This is a genomic window from Bacillus sp. FSL R9-9492, from assembly GCF_038007365.1.
GTDB lineage: Bacteria > Bacillota > Bacilli > Bacillales > Bacillaceae_G > Bacillus_A > Bacillus_A mycoides.
This window is the reverse complement of sequence record NZ_JBBOXC010000001.1, coordinates 3,178,644-3,198,459: the sequence shown is the minus strand read 5'-3', so window position 1 is coordinate 3,198,459 and position 19,816 is coordinate 3,178,644. Positions and strand designations below refer to the sequence as shown.

Annotated in this window: 21 protein-coding genes; 16 read left to right on the top strand and 5 right to left on the bottom strand. The window is 35.6% G+C overall.

What is annotated here, in order from left to right; all coding sequences use genetic code 11:
- Positions 1 to 196: 196 nt before the first annotated feature.
- Positions 197 to 829: a YdcF family protein gene (locus MKY70_RS16365; RefSeq protein WP_002033016.1), complete on the top strand. Its 633-nt coding sequence runs from the start codon at positions 197 to 199 to the stop codon at positions 827 to 829.
- Positions 830 to 983: 154 nt separating this feature from the next.
- Positions 984 to 2,132 (top strand): acyl-CoA dehydrogenase family protein, encoded by a 1,149-nt coding sequence (locus MKY70_RS16360; RefSeq protein WP_341025201.1) that lies wholly within the window; start codon positions 984 to 986, stop codon positions 2,130 to 2,132.
- A gap of 197 nt (positions 2,133 to 2,329) precedes the next feature.
- Here MKY70_RS16360 and MKY70_RS16355 read toward each other — a convergent pair whose 3' ends face one another.
- Positions 2,330 to 2,800, bottom strand: coding sequence for a DinB family protein (locus tag MKY70_RS16355; protein ID WP_016091701.1), 471 nt, complete (start codon positions 2,798 to 2,800; stop codon positions 2,330 to 2,332).
- 69 nt (positions 2,801 to 2,869) lie between these two features.
- Between MKY70_RS16355 and MKY70_RS16350 the strand changes: the two genes are divergently transcribed.
- Positions 2,870 to 3,577: an ArsR/SmtB family transcription factor gene (locus tag MKY70_RS16350; protein WP_060750355.1), complete on the top strand. Its 708-nt coding sequence runs from the start codon at positions 2,870 to 2,872 to the stop codon at positions 3,575 to 3,577.
- Positions 3,578 to 3,716: 139 nt separating this feature from the next.
- Here the strand turns inward: MKY70_RS16350 and MKY70_RS16345 are convergent, their stop codons facing one another.
- Entirely contained in the window at positions 3,717 to 4,190 is a 474-nt protein-coding gene (locus tag MKY70_RS16345) for a hypothetical protein (RefSeq protein WP_088031523.1), read from the bottom strand.
- A gap of 187 nt (positions 4,191 to 4,377) precedes the next feature.
- On the opposite strand from MKY70_RS16345, the gene MKY70_RS16340 reads away from it, so the two are divergent.
- The 9 genes from MKY70_RS16340 to pcp all read left to right on the top strand — a co-directional run bounded on the left by MKY70_RS16340 (position 4,378) and on the right by pcp (position 11,395).
- The gene (locus MKY70_RS16340; RefSeq protein ID WP_088031522.1) at positions 4,378 to 5,055 is read left to right on the top strand and encodes a copper homeostasis protein CutC; all 678 of its coding nucleotides are present in this window, start codon (positions 4,378 to 4,380) and stop codon (positions 5,053 to 5,055) included.
- A gap of 23 nt (positions 5,056 to 5,078) precedes the next feature.
- Positions 5,079 to 5,630 carry a signal peptidase I gene (gene lepB, locus MKY70_RS16335; protein ID WP_088031521.1) on the top strand — a complete coding sequence of 184 codons (552 nt, stop codon included), beginning with the start codon at positions 5,079 to 5,081 and terminating at the stop codon, positions 5,628 to 5,630.
- Positions 5,631 to 5,784: 154 nt separating this feature from the next.
- On the top strand, positions 5,785 to 6,537 hold the full coding sequence (locus tag MKY70_RS16330) for an IclR family transcriptional regulator (protein WP_341025196.1): 753 nt from the start codon (positions 5,785 to 5,787) through the stop codon (positions 6,535 to 6,537).
- A 14-nt stretch (positions 6,538 to 6,551) separates the two neighbouring features.
- Positions 6,552 to 7,265 (top strand): 5-oxoprolinase subunit PxpB, encoded by a 714-nt coding sequence (gene pxpB, locus MKY70_RS16325; protein ID WP_088031520.1) that lies wholly within the window; start codon positions 6,552 to 6,554, stop codon positions 7,263 to 7,265.
- Complete coding sequence (locus MKY70_RS16320; protein WP_088031519.1) at positions 7,256 to 8,245, top strand: 5-oxoprolinase subunit C family protein; 990 nt, start codon at positions 7,256 to 7,258, stop codon at positions 8,243 to 8,245. The genes pxpB and MKY70_RS16320 overlap by 10 nt, the downstream gene beginning before the upstream one ends.
- Positions 8,246 to 8,263: 18 nt before the next feature.
- The gene (gene pxpA, locus MKY70_RS16315) at positions 8,264 to 9,037 is read left to right on the top strand and encodes a 5-oxoprolinase subunit PxpA (protein ID WP_341074535.1); all 774 of its coding nucleotides are present in this window, start codon (positions 8,264 to 8,266) and stop codon (positions 9,035 to 9,037) included.
- A gap of 34 nt (positions 9,038 to 9,071) precedes the next feature.
- Complete coding sequence (locus MKY70_RS16310; protein ID WP_002127994.1) at positions 9,072 to 9,767, top strand: DUF969 domain-containing protein; 696 nt, start codon at positions 9,072 to 9,074, stop codon at positions 9,765 to 9,767.
- Between the two features lies 1 nt (position 9,768).
- Positions 9,769 to 10,731, top strand: coding sequence for a DUF979 domain-containing protein (locus MKY70_RS16305; protein ID WP_033709246.1), 963 nt, complete (start codon positions 9,769 to 9,771; stop codon positions 10,729 to 10,731).
- Positions 10,732 to 10,747: 16 nt separating this feature from the next.
- A complete protein-coding gene (pcp, locus tag MKY70_RS16300; protein WP_088031517.1) occupies positions 10,748 to 11,395 on the top strand; it encodes a pyroglutamyl-peptidase I in 648 nt (215 codons plus the stop codon).
- 492 nt (positions 11,396 to 11,887) lie between these two features.
- Here the strand turns inward: pcp and MKY70_RS16295 are convergent, their stop codons facing one another.
- Positions 11,888 to 13,375 (bottom strand): peptide MFS transporter, encoded by a 1,488-nt coding sequence (locus MKY70_RS16295; RefSeq protein ID WP_016101120.1) that lies wholly within the window; start codon positions 13,373 to 13,375, stop codon positions 11,888 to 11,890.
- Positions 13,376 to 13,662: 287 nt separating this feature from the next.
- Here MKY70_RS16295 and MKY70_RS16290 point away from each other — a divergent pair, with 287 nt between their 5' ends.
- The 3 genes from MKY70_RS16290 to lepB (MKY70_RS16280) all read left to right on the top strand — a co-directional run bounded on the left by MKY70_RS16290 (position 13,663) and on the right by lepB (MKY70_RS16280) (position 17,405).
- Entirely contained in the window at positions 13,663 to 14,391 is a 729-nt protein-coding gene (locus MKY70_RS16290; RefSeq protein ID WP_140152316.1) for an NAD-dependent protein deacylase, read from the top strand.
- A 225-nt stretch (positions 14,392 to 14,616) separates the two neighbouring features.
- The gene (locus MKY70_RS16285; protein ID WP_176280910.1) at positions 14,617 to 16,773 is read left to right on the top strand and encodes a peptidoglycan D,D-transpeptidase FtsI family protein; all 2,157 of its coding nucleotides are present in this window, start codon (positions 14,617 to 14,619) and stop codon (positions 16,771 to 16,773) included.
- A 110-nt stretch (positions 16,774 to 16,883) separates the two neighbouring features.
- The gene (gene lepB / locus MKY70_RS16280; protein WP_078175774.1) at positions 16,884 to 17,405 is read left to right on the top strand and encodes a signal peptidase I; all 522 of its coding nucleotides are present in this window, start codon (positions 16,884 to 16,886) and stop codon (positions 17,403 to 17,405) included.
- 187 nt (positions 17,406 to 17,592) lie between these two features.
- On the opposite strand, the gene MKY70_RS16275 is transcribed toward lepB (MKY70_RS16280), so the two are convergent.
- Positions 17,593 to 18,216 (bottom strand): cephalosporin hydroxylase family protein, encoded by a 624-nt coding sequence (locus MKY70_RS16275; protein ID WP_078178857.1) that lies wholly within the window; start codon positions 18,214 to 18,216, stop codon positions 17,593 to 17,595.
- A 182-nt stretch (positions 18,217 to 18,398) separates the two neighbouring features.
- On the opposite strand from MKY70_RS16275, the gene MKY70_RS16270 reads away from it, so the two are divergent.
- Positions 18,399 to 18,923: an NUDIX hydrolase gene (locus tag MKY70_RS16270; protein WP_088031515.1), complete on the top strand. Its 525-nt coding sequence runs from the start codon at positions 18,399 to 18,401 to the stop codon at positions 18,921 to 18,923.
- A gap of 81 nt (positions 18,924 to 19,004) precedes the next feature.
- Here MKY70_RS16270 and MKY70_RS16265 read toward each other — a convergent pair whose 3' ends face one another.
- Positions 19,005 to 19,769 carry a class I SAM-dependent methyltransferase gene (locus MKY70_RS16265; RefSeq protein ID WP_088031514.1) on the bottom strand — a complete coding sequence of 255 codons (765 nt, stop codon included), beginning with the start codon at positions 19,767 to 19,769 and terminating at the stop codon, positions 19,005 to 19,007.
- Positions 19,770 to 19,816: the final 47 nt, after the last annotated feature.

Here is a 19,816-nt window from a genome sequence, read left to right as displayed (position 1 = left end):
AATAAACTTATAAATTACAAAAACGTAATGAAAACCGCAAACGAAAAATGAATTGATAATCCTCAATTTTAAATGAAAACCCTTTAATACATATATATAACAAGAAAAATTCCTTCTTTTAAACAAATTCAAACAAAATGATTTGATATATACGTTTTTATATAGAAGTATGGATGATGTACGGAGGCAGTTATAAATGAAAGAAAATAAGAAAAGTAAGAAAAGAAGAATCTTGCAAGTATTCTTGCTTATGATTTGTTCTATTATTTTATATGTAAGTTATGCAGCTTACGATATTTGGAGTTATCGCTTTAAAACAGATGATGGTGTGAAGACAGATGCTGGTATCGTGCTGGGAGCAGCTTCATGGAACGGAAAACCATCTCCTGTATTTAAAGAAAGAATTAATCATGCAATTTCCTTATATAAGAACGGTAATATTAAAAAGATTATTTTCACAGGTGGTACAAAGTTTGAGGCAGAGCTTGAGGAAGCGCGTACTGCTAGAGTGTATGCACTGAAACATGGTGTGAAAGAAGAGGATATTCTAATTGAAACAAAATCCCTTTTCACAGAGGACAATTTAAAGAATGCAAAGCAAGTTGGAATAGAGAACGGAATACGCACATATACGATTGTGAGTGATCCACTTCATATGAAACGTGCAATGAAAATTGCAAAACATATTAAAATTGAAGCGTATGCATCACCAACTCCAACGTCAGCGTATAAAACGTTAGATACAGAAATCCCTTTCTTTTTTAAAGAATTATGCTCGTATATTGGATATGTAACCTCTTTGCCATTAAAGGCATTGAAAGGGGATTAATATAAGAAAAGAACCTATCTTTTTTATAGGAACTTTTCTTATTGTTCAAAAGCATTGTATTTTTATCGGAATAGTGAAACAATAGAGAAGTAACTTCATATAATCATAATGACAAAATGAACGGTTTATGAATCGGACATAAAGGAGATTATGTATGGCACTCTCATTTGTTGAAACAGAAGAACAATCTTTAGTTATTGAACAAATAAATAAATTGATTCCGAAGTTCATGGAAAGGGAGCATCAACTAAGTGAATTAGGATCATTTCCGTATGAAAATATTAATAATTTGAAAGATATCGGATATACGAAATTAACGTTGCCAAAAGAATGGGGAGGCAATGCGATTTCTTTATATGACTTCGTTTTATTTCAAGAGAAAATAGCAGAAGGCTGCGGTGCTACCGCATTATCGATTGGATGGCACCTTGGCATTGTAAAGGAATTAGCTGAAAATCGTTCTTGGAATGAGGAAATGTTCACTTGGTTTTGTGAAGAAGTACGTAATGGTGCGCTTTTTAATCGAGCAGCGACAGAGCCGAATACAGGTAGTCCTACTCGCGGTGGGAAACCAGAGACGTTAGCTGTCAAAAAAGGTGAGAAGTGGATTATAAATGGAAGAAAAACGTTTACGACAATGGCACCAGTACTTGATTATTTTATCATTTCAGCAAGTATTGAAGGCCAGGAAGATATCGGAGAGTTTGTCATTCCAAAGAATACGCAAGGCGTGACAATTGAAGAAACGTGGGATAGCATCGCAATGCGAGGAACTGCGAGCCATGATCTCGTTTTACAAAATGTAGAGATACCAGATCGCTTTTTCACTGATATAAAGGGTTCAAAAGTTAAAGCTAAGGGTATTGGCTGGTTGCTACATATACCAGCATGTTATTTAGGAATTGCACAATCAGCAAGAAATTATGCAGTTCAGTTTGCGGTATCATACAAGCCAAACAGTTTAAATCATTCTATAAGTTTATTACCGAATGTTAGAAGGTTAGTTGGAGAATTAGAACTTGAGCTTATGCAAGCTCGTGTCTTTTTATATCAAATTGCGAAAAAATACGATGAGGCAGAAGATAAATTATCATTGCAAGCCGAACTTGCGGCAGTGAAATACGCGGTAACAAATGCGGCGATATCTATTGTAGATAAAGCAATGCGTATTGTCGGGGCGAAAAGTTTATCAGAAAAAAATCCGCTTCATCGTTATTATTTAAACGTAAGAGCAGGACTACACAATCCGCCGATGGATGATGCAACACTATCTATGCTGGCGGATGCGGCGTTTCGGTCGTAGTTTTTTAAACTTACATTTTATTGTCTATGGACAATATAGTTGTTTTGAAAGCACGTGTTTGATTAGTAATCGAACACGTGCTTTTTATGTGTACGACGTACCAAATTGAGATGTAGATTTTTAATATAAATGGTTATCATGATTTTGGATTGTTATTGGCTGAAAGAATATTTATTGCAATGTTAGTTTGGCAACTTTTAATCCCAAATTAAAGGCCTTTCCAAGTTTATCATTCGTAAATATTGTAAAAATTGACCTGCATGGACTGCATCATGATAGGCAATTCGTAATAGCATGTCGCCTAAATATCTTTGATAGCCAACATCGCTTCGATCAATAAGTCTTGAGTCTAGCTCTGCTATGCTTATTGATTGAACATATTCTATGAAGTCAGTAAAGTATGATTGTGCCAATTCAATTTCTTTTTTTACACAAGTAATTGGCTCGTCATCATATGGGATATGTATGTCATTTATTGAGCCATTGTTTTTTAAAATCATATGATAGTAAAAAGTTGAGCTCCATACATGACGAATCATCTCACCAAAAGACATAGCCTCATTATCAGGCTTCCAATTAAGAAAATTATCGGGAAGAGAATTCCATAATTTTTCTGAGCGCCTTCTCGTTTCTTTCAAATTTAATATACTAAGATCAATTGCATTCATAATAAATTCTCCTTTACTATTAAACTTAAAATAATTGTATCAATTTAACAGTTAGGGTATCATCGAAATATGAATGTATATCCGAATATCTCATATATAGCTAAATTAATTGCTGAACCTACAAGAGCAATCATCTTAGATTGTCTAATGAATAATCAGGCACTACCTGCTAGCGAATTGGCTTATATGGCAAAAGTGTCACATCCAACGATTAGTTCTCATCTTTCTAAATTAGTAGAGGGGAATCTACTTACAGTTGAACAACATGGTAGACATCGTTATTATCGACTTGCTAATCAAGAGGTAGCAGAAGTTATTGAAAAGTTAGGGACAATCGCACCAACAGTTGAAGTTCGCTCTTTAAAACAATCGGATCAACTAAAACAAGTTCGCTATGCTCGAACTTGTTATGATCATCTTGCAGGCAAGCTCGGTGTAGAGATAGCTGAAAAATTACTAGATAGGGAATTTATAATTTTAGAGGACGGAGAATATATTGTAACGGAACAAGGTAAGGAGTGGTTTCTGAATTTTGGAATAAATATTGATAAGGCCGATATAAAAAGGAGGGTATTTGCAAAACCTTGTCTTGATTGGAGTGAACGACGCTACCATATTTCTGGTTGGTTAGGATCTGCAATAGCAAAACTGTTTTTTGAACAGGAATGGATTACAAAAACGGATAAGAATCGAGCCGTTCATCTTACAAAAAAAGGTGTAAAGTTATTGGAAGATCAATTAGGCATTGATATGAAAACTGAGGAAAGAAACGCTTGAAATTATAAAAGTCCGTCAAAATGACGGACTTTTTCATTGGGTGAGTTTAGATTCGATGTAAGTAAGTATTAGACTGAAATATGTTTAAACATCCATCTTCGCTTTTAGCGATATACTCTCCATTATATTACTTTTTGCATTATTCCGGTTGCAACTCAAGCCTCATATTACTCTCAGATCCATCTTCATTATAAGCGGATAAATAATAGTACCCTGGCTCAGGAGAGGTAACTAATGAACGCAAAGTAAATGTTTTACCTTCATTTGGTTTTATTGTATGTCTTACTAGTTTCTCTTCATCTTTTGATTTGATTGAATATGTAAATGCATTTGTACCGGTATTTTCAACTGTGACTTTTAGGTCACCGAGACCACTAAAGTCAAATCCAGTACCCATGTCCCCGCGGAATGTATGTGTATTGTTAAATGAAGATGAATGAAAGGTTTGAAATTCTTCTTTATTGCTTGATGAAAGGGTAATCGTTTCTGTTTCTATACTTGAAGTTGAGGAATCTAGTTTTGTATTTGGTTTTGTTAATAAAGTAATCGCGCAAAGTGATGCAATTACAATAAATGAACTAGAGATAACGAACCGTTTTTTTGTAAGAATCATATATTTATTTCCTTTTATAATAATATAAGAATGCATAATTTTAAGAAAACCATAACATATATGATATTTATTATCAATTCAATAAATCTTTCTTTTCATTCTTCTTTTTGTAGTTTTATAGTGGAATGCTATGTTTCTTATTTCACCTACTGTATAATAAGAAAAAAGTACGAAAAGAGGTTATCTCATGCTAGAGGTTATTGCAACTTGTTTAGAAGATGTGAAGCGAATTGAAAAGGCTGGTGGAAATCGAATTGAACTCATTTCATCATATACAGAAGGTGGTTTAACACCGAGCTATGCTTTTATAAAAAAAGCAGTAGAAGCAGTGCAAATACCAGTTCATGTTATGATTCGTCCGCATGCGAAGTCTTTTACATATACGGAAGAAGAAATTGAAATGATGAAAGAAGATATTGTAGTTGCTCAAAATCTTGGAGCTGCTGGTGTTGTATTAGGTGTGTTAAATGAACAAAATGAAGTTGATGAAGAGAAATTAGTAGATTTATTATCTGTTGTAGATGGAATAAATGTAACGTATCACCGTGCGATAGATGATACAGAAAATCCAGTAGAAGCGATGAAAGTTTTGAAGAAATTCAATAAAGTTACTCACGTTTTAACTTCAGGCGGACAAGGAAATGTAGTAGATAATATTCCGGTTCTTGCAGCAATGCAAAAGGAAAGTGAAGGGAATATACAGCTTGTTGTCGGAAGCGGAGTAACGAAAAAGAATGTAAAACAATTGCTAGATGAAACTGGAATTACGCAGGCGCATGTAGGTACAGCGGTTAGAGAAGGTAAGTCATGTTTTTCTGAGATTGACCTAAAGTTAGTACAAGAATTAGTTGAAATAATAAAGTAAGTATTTAAGAAAGAGGAGAAACGATGAAGACAAGTACGAAGAAAGAATTGATCTCATGGATTAAAACGATAGGTATTACCCTTGCGATTGCCTTTATCGTTCGTGGGGTGCTATTTACGCCGTCATTAGTACAAGGTGAGTCGATGATGCCAACTTTAGAAAATAATGAGCGAGTTCTCGTTAATAAGATTGGTTATAGTATAAGCGGGTTAGACCGTTTTGATGTTATCGTCTTCCACGGAAAAGAAGGGTACGACTTAGTAAAACGAGTAATTGGTTTACCAGGTGATACAGTTGAGTATAAAAATGATGTTTTATACGTAAACGGAAAAGCGATGGAAGAACCGTATTTAAAAGAATTTAAAGAAAAGGCATCAGGTCGTGTATTAACTCCTGATTTTACGTTAGAACAAATCACAGGGAAAACGAAAGTGCCAGAGGGCCAAGTGTTTGTTTTAGGAGATAATCGTGAAGTATCTAAAGACGGTCGTATGTTTGGATTTATTTCAGAAGATGAAATTGTCGGAAAAGGACAAGCTGTTTTCTGGCCGTTGAAACAAGTAAGAGCATTATAAACAAAAAGTATGGGAGAAATATAATCTTCCATACTTTTTTTATTTGTGAAAAAAATATTGATAGAATTGAAAGAATATTTTATAATTTTAAATTATATGTTTGTTTCGAAAAACGGAATTATAGTTCCGAAATTCGGAACAAAAAGGAGATAGGATGAGTATAAATAAAACGGCAGTTAAGACAATGGATATTTTGGAGTTGTTTTATGAGCATGAAGAGCTAAGTTTAACAGAGATGGTTCAGCTTACGAATATGCCGAAAACATCTGTTTATCGTTTAATTGGCTCGTTAGAAGAAATGGATTTTTTACAAAAAACAGAAAAGGGAAAGTATCGTCTCGGAGTCGTTTTTTTACGATTTGGTCAACTTGTTTCACAAAGATTATCCGTAAGAAATATTGCGATACCTTATATGAAAGAGCTTAGAGATAGTTTAGGGCAAGCAGTAAATTTAATTATTCAAGATGGTAACGATGCAATTTATGTTGAGAAGATGGAAGGAGCTCAGCCAGTACGTGTTTATACGGCGGTTGGAAGAAGAGCACCACTGTATGCGGGTGCATGTCCGAGAATTTTACTATCGTATTTTTCTGAGGAAGAGAAAAGAAAGTACGTAGAGGAAACGGATTTAAAGCAGTTTGCAGATGGAACGATCGTGAATAAGGAGCATTTACTAGAAGTGTTACATATAGCAAAACAAGCTGGATATACAATTAGTTATTCTGAATTAGAAAATCATACAGCGGCTATAGCAGCTCCAATTTTTGCAAGTGATGGAACGGTTGTAGCCGGCATTAGTATTTCGGGATTAGCAATTGAGTATAGCGAAAGTAACATTTCATATTTTACTGCGAAAGTGAAAGAAACAGCATACCGCATTTCGAAAGAACTCGGCTTTTTGGCATAGAAAGAGGGAGTGGGATGAAATTTTCTGCGTTAGGGGATCAAGCAATTATTGTTACATTTGGTGAAGAAATTGGGATGGATATATATGAAAAAGTGCAACGACTATTTCAAGCACTGCAGCAACATCCGTTTGCAGGAATGGTTGAATGCGTTCCGTCGTTTACTTCATTAGCGGTGTACTACAATTTGTACGAAGTATGGATGAAAAATGATAGAAATATAAGACCATATGATTATGTTTGCCAGTATATACGGGAGCTGTGTGATTCATATAAAGAAGAAGTGAACCGAGATGTGAAACATATTTCTATACCAGTGTGTTACGGGGGAGAATATGGACCAGATTTAGAAGAGGTTGCGCATTATCAAGGATTACAAGTAGAGGATGTTATTCGAATACATAGTGAAACAACATATTTCGTGTATATGTTAGGCTTTACGCCTGGCTTCCCTTATTTAGGGGGATTATCAAAAGAACTAGAAACACCTAGAAAAGAAACACCACGGTTACAAATCGCTCCTGGTTCAGTAGGGATTGGCGGAAATCAAACGGGTATTTATCCGCTTGAAACACCAGGAGGCTGGAATATTATCGGCCGAACACCTATTTCTCTGTTTAATCCAAAAGAAGAAACACCAACATATATTCAAAGTGGTATGTATTTACGATTTATACCAATAACAAAGGAAGAGTACGTATCGCTTGAGGGGGCTAAAGAATGGATGTAGAGATTTTGCATGCAGGAATGTTTACAACAGTCCAAGATTTAGGGCGATTTCATTATCAACAATACGGTGTACCTGTTGGCGGTGCTATGGATAAAAGTGCGCTCAGGATGATTAATATGTTAGTAGGTAATGAGGAGAATGAGGCTGGACTCGAAATTACAATAATGGGACCTAAATTGTTAATAAAGAAAACGACTTTGCTTGCGATTGGCGGTGCGGATATGGAACCGTTATTAAATGGAGAACGCATTCCATTATGGCGCCCTATATTAGCTGAAGAAGGAAGCATGCTATGCCTCGGAAAAGCGAAAAGCGGTTGCAGAGCATATGTGACTTTTGCGGGCGGTATAAATATTGATCGTACGATGGGAAGTAAAAGTACTTACATACGTGCTGCTCTTGGCGGTATTGAAGGGAGAATGCTGAAAAAAGGAGATTATTTTCAAATTGGTACAGGGGCAGAAGTTGCAAGTCGTTTCATTCAAAATTTACAAGAAGAAAAGCGTATAAAAACGAAGTGGGCAATTTGTAACAATGCTTTACCAAAATATAAGAAGCATCCTATTCTTCGCGTCATAACAGACTTTGAATATGATCAATTTACAGAAGAAAGTATAAAGTCGTTTTTTTCGAAAGAGTATAAAGTGTCCAATTATGCTGATCGCATGGGATATAGGCTTGACGGAGATGTTTTAAATAGAGTTGAAGAGATAGAAATTTTATCGAGCCCAGTTACATTCGGAACAATTCAAGTACCAAATGGTGGACAGCCTATTATATTAATGGCTGATAGACAAACGACAGGTGGTTATCCGAGAATTGGAAATGTAATTTCAGTAGATTTACCTCTTCTAGCGCAGCTGAAACCAGGAGACTACGTAACTTTTGAAAAAATAACTATGGAAGAAGCTGCACAATTATATATAAAGCAGGAAACAAGTATGAGTCTATTAAAGAAATTCATCGCTTTACGAAGCTGAGATTAGGAGGAAAACATCGTGACTAAAATCGATTTAAACTGTGATTTAGGAGAAAGTTTTGGAGCTTATAAAATGGGGAATGATGATGAAATTCTTCCGTTCGTTTCCTCTATAAACGTTGCTTGTGGTTTTCATGCGGGTGATCCGTCCGTTATGAGGCAAACGGTTGAAAAAGCCCTGCAGAAAAACGTAGCAATAGGGGCACACCCTGGATTTCCTGATTTAATTGGATTTGGAAGAAGGAACATGCATGTTTCAGCAAGTGAAGTATACGATTATGTTTTATATCAAATTGGCGCATTAGACGGATTTGTTAAAGCTGCCGGAGCGAAAATGCAACATGTAAAACCGCACGGTGCCTTATATAATATGGCGGCAACTGATTCGGAAATTGCGGATGCAATCGCAAAGGCAATTTATCATATTAATCCTGGATTATTACTTTACGGATTAGCGAATAGTGAGACATTTATAAAGGCAACAGAAAAATATAATATAACTCTCGTACAAGAAGCTTTTGCTGATCGCACGTATAAGCAGGATGGAACTTTAACGAGCCGTACAGAAGAAAATGCTCTTATAAAAAATGAAGATGAAGCAATAAAACAAGTACTTCAAATGGTGAAAGAAGGGTATGTAGAATCGGTTAATGGGGGGAAAGTAGCAGTTCAAGCGCAAACGATATGTTTACACGGGGATGGAGAGAAAGCAGTCCAATTTGCGGGAAAAATATACAGAACATTCGAACTTAATGGTATTTCTATATGCGCACCAAATAAAGTGAAACGTTAATTAGCGGGATTAAAAATGAGAGGAAGTGTTAAAATTGGTGAAATTAATTGGGATTTTACTTGTTGCGGTTGGGTTTTTATTTAGGCTAAATACACTGTTAGTAGTTATGGTTGCGGGTATTGTTACTGGTATGGTTTCAGGCTTAAGTTTTTATGATGTGATCAGCATGTTCGGTAAATTTTTCATAGAAAACAGATATATGTCTATGCCAATCATATTAACTTTACCGGTAATCGGAATTTTAGAGCGTTATGGTTTAAAAGAAAGAGCAGAAGCACTTATAACGAAATCAAAAGGAGCAACAACTGGAAGAGTATTAATGTCATATTTTACGATAAGAGAATCATCAGCAGCACTTGGACTAAATATTGGTGGTCATGCGCAAACGGTAAGACCGCTTGTTGCGCCAATGGCAGAAGGAGCTGCGCAAGGTAAATATGGTAAACTCCCTGAAAAATTGAGAGAAAAGATAAAAGCAAATGCAGCAGCTGCGGAAAATACAGCTTGGTTTTTCGGAGAAGATATTTTTATCGCAACTGGTGCCATTTTATTAATGAAAGGGTTCTTCGATTCAGTAGGTATGCATGTCGGTGTATGGGATATGGCGCTTTGGGGCATTCCAACTGCGATATCGGCACTTATTGTGAGCTGGATTAGGTTTAGAAGGTTTGACAAGTATATAGAGAAAACAATGAAGGCAGAAGAAAACCAAGAGAAGGAGGCTATATAAGATGAACATCATAACAATGGATACAATTTATTATGTATTAGGTATAATCGTTGCATTTATCGCTGTTCGTATTGCATTTGATCGTGAGCATCCAAACCGATTCGGTTCTAGTTTATTTTGGGCATTGTTTGCAGTTACATTTTTATTCGGAAATGTAATCCCTTCGTTTTATGTTGGCTGTATTGTGCTTGTTATGGTTGTTTTGGCTTCATTAAATAAAGTAACAAAATCCGAGGAGAAAGAAGTACCAGTACAAGAACGTGTGAAACATGCTGAGAAATTAAAAAATAAAATTTTTATGCCTGCAATATTAATACCTATTTTTACAATTATCGGAACGTTAACGTTAGGAAAAATCAAATGGGGAAATGTTGCACTTGTTGATCCTGATAAAGTAACATTAGTTGCATTAGCGTTAGGGGCATTACTTGCATTCATTGCGGCGATGCGTATTACAAAAGCGAAAATAACAACGCCTGTTCAAGAAGGAAGTAGGTTACTACAGGCTGTCGGTTGGGCAGTTATTTTACCACAAATGTTAGCAGCACTTGGCGGTATTTTTGCGAAGTCTGGCGTAGGACAAGTCGTTTCGGATCTAGTCGGACAAGTGTTACCGACAGAGTATCCATTCGTTGCTGTTATGGCCTATTGTTTAGGAATGATGCTATTTACAGTCGTAATGGGGAATGCATTCGCAGCGTTTGCAGTAATCACTGGTGGAATCGGCTTACCTTTAATTGTGCAAATGCACGGAGGAAACCCAGCAATTATGGCAGCACTCGGTATGTTTGCTGGATATTGCGGAACGTTGCTTACTCCAATGGCAGCAAACTTTAATATCGTACCTGCGATGCTTTTAGAATTGAAAGATAAAAATGCAGTCATTAAAGCACAAGTACCAATTGCTCTTTCCATTTTTATTATAAATATGTTTATTATGTACGGCCTTGTATATCGTTTCTAATTAGGAGAGTGAAACTATGAAAACAGTATTAGTAACAGGATTTGATCCGTTCGGGGGAGAAAGTATCAACCCAGCTTGGGAAGTCGCAAAAAGTTTGCATGAAAAAACAATCGGAGAGTACAAGATTATTAGTAAACAAGTTCCAACCGTATTTCATAAATCAATAAGAGTATTAAAAGAGTATATAGAAGAGTTGTCGCCTGAAATGATTATATGTATTGGACAAGCTGGGGGCAGACCAGATATTACGATAGAGCGTGTAGCAATTAATATTGATGATGCAAGAATTGCTGATAATGAAGGAAATCAGCCGGTGGATATGCCGGTTGTAGAAGAAGGACCTAATGCGTATTGGTCTACACTTCCGATGAAAGCAATCGTGAAAAAACTTCGCGAAGAAGGTATACCGTCATCAGTTTCACAAACTGCAGGTACATTCGTTTGTAATCATTTATTCTATGGTCTCATGCACGAACTAGAAAAACATGATAAGAAAATAAAAGGCGGATTTATTCATATTCCGTTCTTACCAGAGCAAGCGAGTAACTATCCAGGTCAACCGAGTATGTCACTTTCTACGATTAGTAAAGGGATAGAATTGGCAATTGAGGTAGCGACGGAAGTTGAGGTGGATATTGTGGAAATTGGGGGTACGACGCATTAAATAATAGTAGATTAAAGAGGGCTGATGCAGCCCTCTTTGTGGGTTTGTATTTTGTAATTGAAGATGCAGTATAGAATATAAAGGGAAAGGTTGCAATGGGAGTATTCTAACAAATATGGAATTGTTCCAAATAAAAGGGAACTTTTTAAATAGTTTCTTAATGATGTAGAATTTTCGTCTATATGAATGGATAAAAAGTTAAGTTCTGATAAACTCAAAGACATACAAAGTAATGATTTTAAAATGGTGTGATAAAAATATCACACCATTTTTATGTAAAACAAACAGAGTGAATTTTTTCCATTAGTAAAGTATAACTGGGTAAGAGATAATCATCAGAATTGTTAATTGTACTATGATTTTTCAAAACTGATAAATTTAAATATAAGTACGGTAAGAATGCGATATTTATCTAACTTTTACAAAAAAGAGTAACCCATTTGGCTACTCTTCACATAGAAACTTGTATTTGTTCATTTCAATAAGAGACCGTTATTGAAGTCCCTTCATGAAATTTTGGATTTTTGATGATAATGTAAACAGCAGGATGCTAACTAAAATGGAGATAGCACCAATAATACCAAAGTAAATTGCTTCTGTTGCAGGATTATACAGTTTAACAACTTGGGCATTTATTGCTTGCGCAGACGCAGTTGATAAGAACCATAAGCTCATGGTTTGCGAAGAGAAAGCAGCTGGAGCCAGCTTCGTCGTTATTGATAACCCTGAAGGAGATAAACAAACTTCTCCAATTACAATTAAAAAGAAGCTAAGGACTAACCACATAGGATTCACTAAAGAGTGAGTACCGTTGATTAAAGCCGGAATAATCATAACTAAGAATGATAAACCTGCAAATAGCAATCCAATAGCGAATTTTTTTGCCGTTGAAGGCTGCTTCTTGCCTAACTTTATCCAAACCCATGCAAAAATCGGGGCAAGCGTTACGATAAAGATTGGACTTAATGATTGGAACCAAGCGGAATGCAATGTAATTCCATTGAACTGTAATTGAGTTCGTTGATCCGCGTATGTCGCTAAGATAATAGCACCTTGTTCTTGTATAGACCAAAATATTGTAGCTGCAATAAAGAGTGGTATATACGCAAGAAGACGAGATTGCTCTACTTTTGTTGTTTTAGGACTACGATACATATAAATGAAATAATAGGTTGGAATAACAATCCCTAAGATACTAATCAGGAATGTAAAACGATTTATAGTTAACAACCCAGTTGGAATTGTAACCACACCTAGCAATGTTAATACAACCAGACCAACACTGAAATACTTAATAGTCTTTTTTCTTTCCGAATCTGATAATGGATTAGGTACTTGCGTACCGACTAGACCAAGGTTTTTCTGTTTTGTTCCAACAAATACCCCTAACCCAATTGCCATACCAATTGCCGCAACTCCAAAACCAAGGTGGAAATTATATTGCTGACCTAATGTTCCGACAACTAAAGGTGCAAGTAAGGCACCTAAGTTAATACCCATGTAGAATATACTGAACCCTGAGTCACGACGCGCATCTGTTTCACTGTATAAACTTCCTACGATGTTCGATATGTTAGGCTTTAACAACCCTGTTCCTAGAACTAAGAAGACCATAGAGATAAATAACGCACTTTTACTACCCGGTAAAGCTAAAATAAGATGGCCAATCATAATTAAAACGCCACCAAAGAATACGGTTTTACTTGGACCAAATAAACGATCCGATATCCATCCACCGATAATACTAGACATGAACAGTAAGGAACCGTAAATTGCCATTATCGAGGTTGCGGTAGATTGTTCAATTCCTAATCCACCTTTTGCGACCGAATAGTACATATAATACAGTAAAATAGCTCTCATTCCGTAATGAGAAAACCTTTCCCAAAACTCAGTGAAGAATAAAGAGAATAATCCTTTTGGATGCCCAAAAAATCCTGTTTGAGGAATACTTTGAACAAGTTCGTTTTTTTCTTTCATAATGTTAATATTACCCCTTATTAATTTTTGATATTATACAAGTATAACTTAAGAGGCTCCCGGTAGTCCATAACTATCTAAGCCTACCGATGAAGAAAAGCAGCCTTCTGGCTGCTTTCTAAATGATAACTTTATTTTAATTGAACAGTAGTTATCTTTGAAACTTTAATTACACCCAAAAAAGTTGGAGGTTAATTCATGCAATGAAGTAAGTAAAATGAATTGTACAACACCTACTGTAAACAACTGGTATAATAAGTATAGCAATATACATAGAGGTGATTTTTGTGCAACAATTTGAGGAAGTACGTTCGATATTAGAAAAAGCGAAGAAAATTACGGTGCTGACAGGTGCTGGCGCAAGCACAGAAAGTGGTATCCCAGATTTTCGTTCAGCAAATGGATTATATGCTGATGCGAATGTAGAGATGTATTTGTCAAGAGGCTATTATAATAGAAATCCGAAAGAGTTTTGGAAGCATTATAAAGAAATCTTTCAAATTAATACGTTTCATCAATATAAACCGAATCGTGGGCATCGCTTTTTAGCGGAACTAGAAGAACAAGGGAAAGACATAACGATTTTAACGCAAAATATTGATGGTTTGCATCAAGTAGGTGGTAGTAAACATGTAATTGATTTACATGGAACACTTCAAACTGCGCATTGTCCGAAGTGTAAAACGGGATATGATTTACAATATATGATTGATCATGAAGTACCGCGTTGCGGGAAGTGTAATTTCATTCTAAACCCAGATGTTGTTTTATACGGAGATACGTTACCACAATATCAAAATGCGATAAAACGTTTATATGAAACAGATGTACTTCTCGTAATGGGAACGTCACTCAAGGTACAACCTGTCGCTTCATTCCCAGAAATCGCAAAGAGAGAAGTAGGAGCAACAACAATTTTAGTAAATGAAGAGTTAACAGGGCAAGAATACAATTTTGATTTTGTTTTTCAAAATAAGATTGGTGAATTTGCCAAAGGGTTATCTTCGATTAAATAAGTTTTTGTTTTCGTAAAGAAACTGAGGTGAATGATGTCCACCTCAGTTTTTTTGTATGAATTATATTCATGTTATTGCGTATAAGGGGAATGGTAATAAATAGGATGAGAAAATCAAAAACTGAAAATTAAATCTTTTATTTCTTTTGTAATTAATATAAAATTCTATATATAGCATATAAATAAATTTAATACATAATGGTTCATGCGTAGAAATGTTAATAGAATGAAGCGAGGGAGCAAAATGAGACAGAAAAAGGAGAAACAGAAACAGTCGAAAAAGAAAAAGACTCATATTCCATTTCGGTTAAATGTACTATTTTTTATCGTTTTTCTTTTATTTTCAGCTATTATTATTCAATTAGGTAAAGTACAAATCATCGACGGAGAAACGTATCGAAATGAAGTGAATAAAAAGGAAGATGTAACGGTGAGTACTCCAGTTCCGAGAGGGAAGATGTTTGACCGGGAAGGGAAAGTTATTGTAAATAATAAACCGTTACGAACTGTTACATATACGAAGATGAAAGGAGTGGACTCAAAAGAGGTTTTAATAGTGGCAAGAAATTTAGCAAAGCTAATTGAAATGCCGCAAGAAGATATGGACAAGTTAACAGAGACAGATAAAAAAGATTTTTGGATGCAGTTAAATGAAAAACGCGCAGCAACAAAAGTAACGAAAGAAGATGAGAGTAAATTTAGGAAACAGGAAATAGAAGGGAAAGACTTAGATAAGAAAGTAGAAGAGTTGAGACGAGAAAGAATTACACAAGAAGAATTAAACGAGCTTTCGAAAGAGGATATAGAAGTACTAGCAATTAAAAGCAAAATGAATGCGGGATATAAAATGACGCCACAAATCGTCAAAAAAGATGTAAGTCAAAATGAATATGCAGTAGTGAGTGAAGGATTATCGAGCTTGCCAGGCGTAGATACGACTGTGGATTGGGAGCGCGAATATCCAAATGACAAAATACTACGTTCTGTACTTGGTAGTGTTTCTACTGAGAATGAGGGATTACCAAGGGAGCAATTAGACTATTATTTAGTGCGAGATTATAACCGAAATGATCGTATTGGTAAGAGTTACATCGAAAAACAATACGAAGATGTGTTACATGGAACGAAAGAACAGTCTAAAAATATTACGGATAAAGCTGGAAATATTATTCGGACTGAAAAAGTGACAAAAGGAAAAAGTGGAAATAATTTAATGCTAACAGTTGATATGGATTTGCAGAAAAAAGTGGAGGAAAGTCTTGAAAGGAATTTAAGGGCATTTCATTCTTCTGAACCGATGATGGATCGTGCATTCGTCGTTATGATGAATCCGAAAAATGGTCAAATTCTATCATTAGCAGGAAAGAAAATTGTAAATAAAGATGGCGGGATGCAAATAGAAGACTACGCTTTAGGAACGATGATAAGTTCTTACGAGTTAGGATCAACGGTGAAAGGAGCTACGGTATTAGCGGGATATCAAACAGAAGCTATTAAGCCATATACGCATTTCTTTGATGCACCAATGTACTTTAAAGGAAGTTCGAAGCCGAAGAAATCGTGGAAAGACTTTGGAGATATTGATGATTTAAGAGCATTGCAAGTTTCATCCAATGTCTACATGTTTAATACGGCGTTAAAGATTGCGGGGATTGATTATGTACCAAACAATCCGTTAGATATTAGGCAAGAAACATTCAATAAAATGCGCTATTACTTTAGACAATTTGGTTTAGGTGTACCAACCGGTATTGACCTTCCAAATGAATCGATTGGTCAAATGGGTAGAACAGATAATATACCTGGTTTTTTACTTGACTATGCCATTGGACAATATGATACATATACGCCGCTTCAGCTTGCGCAATATATGTCAACGATTGCAAATGGTGGTTACCGAATGAAACCACAAATTGTACAAGAAATTAGAGAGCAACCGAATAGACCAGAGGAAGTCGGGAAAGTTATGCAATCGATGGAACCAGTCGTGTTAAATCGAGTGGATATGGATCTTTCATATATAAATCATGTGAAAGAAGGGTTTAGAAGGGTTTTCCAAGAGGTAGATGGGACCGGTGCTGGAACTTTTAAAGGTTTACCGTATAAACCGGCTGGGAAAACAGGAACAGCAGAAACAGTGTACGGTGGAGAAAGTGATATTGGAAGAGATGAAAACAACTATCGAAAAAAATGTTATAATTTAACTCTCGCCGGGTATGCGCCATATGATGCTGATCCGGAAGTTGCTTTTTCTGTTGTTGTGCCATGGGTAAATAATGATAAATCAGGTATTAATTCTGCAATTGGTAAAGAGGTTTTGGATGCATATTTTGATTTAAAAACGCAGAGATCGGGTGTAAGTCCAGTCCCAGTAACACAATAGCCGAGTAAGGCACAGTAAAAAATTCAAATTGTAGTATATCACTGCGCAAATGAACAGGTGCAGTGATATATTTTTGAGTTAAAAAGTGTTTTGATAAGGTGGGAATGGATATGAAAGAGGAGAATAAGAGAGGTTGGGGAAAGTACATACTATTTATATTTGTCCTAGTAGTAACGTACCAGTCTTTCACTTTATGTAAAGTGGAAGGAAAATCAATGCAGCCAACTTTACATGAAGAAGACTACGTATTTGTAAATAAAGCTGCGGTACATTTTTCTAGCTTACAGCACGGAGAAATCGTCATTATTAAGGAAGAGGATGAGTCGAAATATTATGTGAAACGTGTAATAGGGCTTCCTGGTGACGTAATTAACATAACGAATGGAACTGTATACGTAAATGACAAAAAGCAAGATGAACCTTATATAAATAAAGAATTATATAACAATACACAAGTGTTTTATAATTTTCAAAAGACAAAGATTCCGCCAAATAAGTTATTTGTAATGGGAGACAATCGTGAACAAAGTAAGGATAGTCGAAATGGTTTAGGATATATTGAAGAAGATAATATAATAGGAAAAGTGGAATTTGTGTACTATCCTTTTTCGAAAATGAAAATCATAAAATAAGTGGGGATTCACAAAACCCCACTTATTAAAGTTTCACTTTATCCCGCATTAACGGGCAGTAAGACTCCCACTTTAAAATTCAGCTGGGGCAAAGAAGTTAGGTGGGAGATCAACTGCCCGTAAAAGCCCGATTGGTGAAGGCTAATAATCAGTGGGGGATGGACAAAACCCCCCACTGATTAAAGTTTCACTTTATCTTCTTTAAAAAACCTTTTGGATTAAATGATATGAAAAACTTATGTTTAGATTCATCGATTATGAAATTGCTATTTTTAGTTAAAAACTCTTCCACAGCTTCCATTGGGCCAGGGCCCCAATCAGGAAGGAGAGGATTTCCGTTAATACTTGTATCTTCTACAATAATGTAACTGCCAGTGGTTACAATAGATTTATAAAGTAAGAGTTCTTTCGATACATGTTCTTTACTATGATCAGAATCTAAAATAACTAAAATCACATCATCAGGTTTGCGCATACTTAATATTGATTGGACGGCCTGTACAGAAACAGATGAAGCTGTTAAATACGTAATTCGATTATGGGATGGCCGATTTGGTTGCGGAGTTATATCGATAGTAAGTACGTGACCTTTTCCAATTAAATCTAACATAGAAGCTAAAAACAGTGCACTACCACCGTAAAAAGTTCCGCATTCAATAATTAAATCAGGCTTTAATTCGTATAATATTTCTTGATACAAAAAGAGATCAGAAGGAAGTTTGCAGATTGGAACCCCGAACCAGTGTGTACCATGTAACCAAACGTTGCTGTCGTAATATTGTTTTAGAAATTCGCTACTAATGTTATCGATTTTGAATTCTCCTTTCTAAAAAGGATTCTTTCATACGTAAAGAGTTTACGTATGAAAGTTGTACTATATATTATGTGGTAAGGGATTATAAGGCGAGTGTTTTCACGTGAAAATAAGCCAAATAACACATGTGGAAAATGAATTGCTTACAAAAGAAGATGTAAATGAAAGGAAATGATCGTATGTATAAGTACACAATTTGCTTCATTAGAAAAGGAGATAGAATACTTTTACTAAATAGAAACAAGAAGCCGACAATGGGAATGTGGAATGGTGTCGGAGGGAAAATAGAAGAGTATGAAACGCCATACGAAGGAGTCATTAGAGAAACCTTTGAGGAAACAGGAATAGAGCTTCCAAGTGTAACGTATAAAGGGAATGTTATTTTTAAAGTTAAAGACGAACCTTTGGGTAGTGAGGGAATGTATGTATTCCTAGCTGATTTACCAGATGGAGTACATATTGATACGCCAGTAAGCACTCATGAAGGTATATTAGAATGGAAGTCAATTGATTGGATATTAGATGGTGATAATAGAGGTGTAGTTAGCAATTTGCATAGATATTTACCGACATTATTAAGTGAGGACAACAATTTAGAGCATATATTCATATATGATAATCGGAATATTATTGATTACAAAACTACACTTTTGATAGAAGATAATACGAAAAAACGATATGAAAAATATCTCGTTTCTCAATAAGAGAAGAAACGTTAAAATACGAAGAGAAAGCCAAATTCTTTATGGGAATTTGGCTTTTTACAAGGAATGCTAATTCAAATTTTACTCTTCATAATTTGCTTTAATAATAAAGCGGTGTTGCTTCACATCGAAATATCCTTTTTGCAAGATGATTTCATGTATGCGATACAATTCCTCGGTATAGCTGTCTACTGTAAATTCAGGAATTTGCCACGAAATTGCTTGCAAGTAATAGACAACAGCACCGACATCATAAAAACGCTGAAGAGGGAATTCTTCTTTCGCTTCTAAAATAGTAAATCCATTTTGTTCTAATTCACTACATGCCGTTTCGAGTGACCAACTTGAAAATTCGCTATTCAGCGGTGTGCCAAACTGCTCATTCAGTTCCGCACAATCAAGACCACCGACTTGTTGTGTAAGAAATGTTCCATTGATGGAAAGACTTCTTTTCACTTCAGAAGCAGAATAGGATTCATGTTGATTCACAATTAAATCAAACTGACCATCTTGAAATGGTAAAGCAGTATCATCAGTCACTTCTACGACTATAACTCCTAAAGGTTCTAATTTCTTTCGTGCAATTGGGACATTCGGAGCATAGCCCTCAGTCGCATAAATAGTTGACGGGAACGGTTGTAACATAGATAAAAACTCTCCGCCACCAGTCCCCATATCTAGCATTGATTTTGCACGTTGCATAAGCTGGAAAGCAGTGCTACCGTATGACCATGATAGGGGCTCGCTATTCATACGGCCAGTTTCTGAAATGAAAGAGAAATCCCAGCCGCTAAAGTTAGTCTTTGCACTTTCTAATAGTGCTGAAAATAATGGATCACGTTTCATAATATGTCCTCCTATTTCGTTAATGAATGATATAGTAAGAACAGAGA